The organism is Bacteroides coprosuis (assembly GCF_020741705.1).
In the GTDB taxonomy this organism is placed as follows: Bacteria; Bacteroidota; Bacteroidia; order Bacteroidales; family Bacteroidaceae; genus Bacteroides_E; species Bacteroides_E coprosuis.
In genome coordinates, this window is the sequence record NZ_DYYK01000118.1 from 1 (window position 1) to 3,009 (window position 3,009).

Annotated in this window: 2 protein-coding genes; one reads left to right on the forward strand and one right to left on the reverse strand. The window is 34.6% G+C overall.

From position 1 onward, the window contains the following. Positions 1–1,355 (reverse strand): glycine--tRNA ligase (locus tag K8V80_RS06585; RefSeq protein WP_276776342.1); only part of this gene is annotated, 1,355 nt, incomplete at its 3' end. Positions 1,356–1,532: 177 nt separating this feature from the next. Here K8V80_RS06585 and K8V80_RS06590 point away from each other — a divergent pair. Beyond that, the coding region (locus K8V80_RS06590; RefSeq protein WP_276776345.1) for a DNA gyrase/topoisomerase IV subunit A at positions 1,533–3,009 on the forward strand (1,477 nt) is incomplete at its 3' end.

A 3,009-nucleotide genomic window follows, 5' to 3' on the forward strand; every position in this document is an offset into this window, starting at 1 on the left:
TAACGTTTACCAATTGAGTCTTTTTCATCATATTGACAATTGAAGTGGAACTTCAAATCATCAATAATTTCTCTAGCTTTTTCTGGAAGACCATCTTTCTTCACTAGTGGAAGAACAGCTAATTTAACAGGAGCTAAAGCAGCAGGTAACTTCAATACAACACGAGATCCGTTTTCTAGTTCTTCTTCACAGAATGAACCAGCCATTATACTTAAAAACATACGGTCTAACCCAATAGATGTTTCCACCACATAAGGAACATATGATTTATTTAATTCTGGATCAAAGTATTTAATACTCTTACCTGAGAACTTTTCGTGTTGAGATAAGTCAAAATCTGTACGAGAGTGGATACCTTCTACTTCTTTAAAACCAAAAGGCATAAGGTATTCAATATCAGTTGCAGCATTAGCATAGTGAGCTAACTTATCATGATCATGGAAGCGGTAGTTTTCATGACCTAAACCTAGGTTTTCATGCCATTTCAAACGCTGAGCTTTCCACATTTCAAACCATTCTAGTTCTGAACCTGGACGTACAAAAAACTGCATTTCCATTTGTTCAAATTCACGCATACGGAATATAAACTGACGAGCAACAATCTCATTACGGAAAGCTTTACCTATTTGAGCTATACCGAATGGAATCTTCATACGACCACTCTTCTGAACATTCATATAGTTCACAAAAATGCCTTGAGCTGTTTCAGGACGAAGATAAACTTTCATTGCACTTTCAGCAGTAGAACCCATTTCTGTAGAGAACATCAAATTAAACTGACGCACTTCTGTCCAGTTTCTTGTTCCAGAAATAGGGCAAACAATCTCTTCATCAACAATGATCTGTCGTAATTCAGTCAAATCATTATCATTAAGAGCTTTTGCAAAACGTTCATGTAGTGCATCTCTCTTTTCTTGATTCGCTAATACACGAGGATTAGTTGCTCTAAATTGTTCTTCATCAAAAGCATCACCAAAGCGTTTTGCAGCCTTTTTAACTTCTTTATCAATTTTCTCATCATACTTAGCTAGTTGGTCTTCAACCAACACGTCAGCACGATAGCGTTTTTTAGAGTCTTTATTGTCAATTAAAGGGTCATTAAATGCATCAACGTGACCTGAAGCTTTCCAAATAGTTGGATGCATGAAGATAGCTGAATCGATGCCCACAATGTTTTCGTGAAGTAGAACCATACTATCCCACCAGTATTTTTTGATATTATTTTTCAATTCAACACCCATTTGACCATAATCATATACGGCCCCGAGTCCATCATAAATATCACTGGAAGGGAAAACAAATCCATATTCTTTACAATGCGAAACTAATTTTTTAAAAACATCTTCTTGTGCCATCTTAAAATATCATTAATAAATTTACATTTTCTACCTATCGATAGGTGCCTAACGGCCTATAAATTAAATGCAAAGTAAGTGAATTTTTCAATTAAATTCGTATTTTTGTCAACACATCATGCTAAAATTGATGTATTTTTGATAATTAGGTGTTAAAATAGGAGGAAAACAATCTTTATGAGCGATGATATTCGTAATAATTCAGAGAATAATCAAATTGACCAACCCAATAATTCATCTTCTCCAGAAAATATAAAACATCATCTAACTGGCATGTATGAAAGCTGGTTCTTAGATTATGCTTCATATGTTATACTAGAACGTGCAGTACCACATATTAATGATGGTTTAAAACCCGTGCAACGTCGTATTCTACATTCTATGAAAAGAATGGATGATGGGAGATACAACAAGGTTGCCAATATAGTTGGTCATACTATGCAATTCCACCCTCATGGAGATGCTTCTATTGGAGATGCTCTTATTCAGCTAGGACAAAAAGATTTTCTAATTGACTGCCAAGGTAACTGGGGAAATATTCTTACTGGTGACCGTGCGGCAGCACCTCGTTATATTGAGGCTCGATTATCTAAATTTGCTTTAGAAGTAGTGTTTAACCCTAAAACGACAGAGTGGCAAAAATCTTACGATGGACGAAATAAAGAACCGATAACTTTACCTCTCAAATTCCCTCTGCTTTTAGCTCAAGGTGCAGAAGGTATCGCTGTAGGTTTATCTTCCAAAATTTTACCACACAACTTTAACGAACTCTGCGAAGCTTCTATCAATTATCTCAATGGTAAAAAGTTTACCTTATATCCCGATTTTCAAACAGGAGGATATGTTGACGTAGCTAGATATAATGATGGTGAAAGAGGAGGCAATGTTAAAGTAAGAGCAAAAATCAACAAGATTGACAATAGAACACTTTCTATTACAGAAATACCCTTTGGCAAAACAACCACTTCTGTCATCGATTCTATACTAAAAGCTGTAGATAAAGGAAAAATTAAAATACGAAAAGTAGATGATAACACTTCTGCCAATGTAGAAATCATTGTTCATCTACCCTCTGGTGTATCTTCTGACAAAACGATTGATGCTCTTTATGCTTTTACTGATTGTGAAGTAAGTATATCACCCAATTGCTGCGTTATTGACGACAATAAACCTCATTTCCTAACGGTTAGTGATGTCCTTAAAAAGTCTGTTGATAATACATTAGATCTCCTTCAAAAAGAGTTAGAAATAAGGAAATCAGAACTTGAAGAAGGTTTACATCATGCTTCTCTTGAAAAAATATTTATTGAAGAAAGAATATACAAGGATAAAGAATTTGAGAATGCTAAAAATATGGATGCTGCATGCAAGCATATTGACAAGCGCCTTACTCCATTCTACCCTAAATTAATCCGTGAAGTTACAAAAGAAGATATCTTAAAGCTTATGGAAATCAAGATGGGTAGAATATTAAAATTCAACACCAACAAAGCTGAAGAAGGCATTCTTAAAATGATGAAAGAAATTGAGGAGATTAACAAAGAGTTATCAAATATGATAGCTTATACTTCTCGCTGGTTTAAAATGCTACAAGATAAGTACGGCAAAGATCATCCTAGATTAACAGAAATAAGAAGCTTTGATAATATTGAAA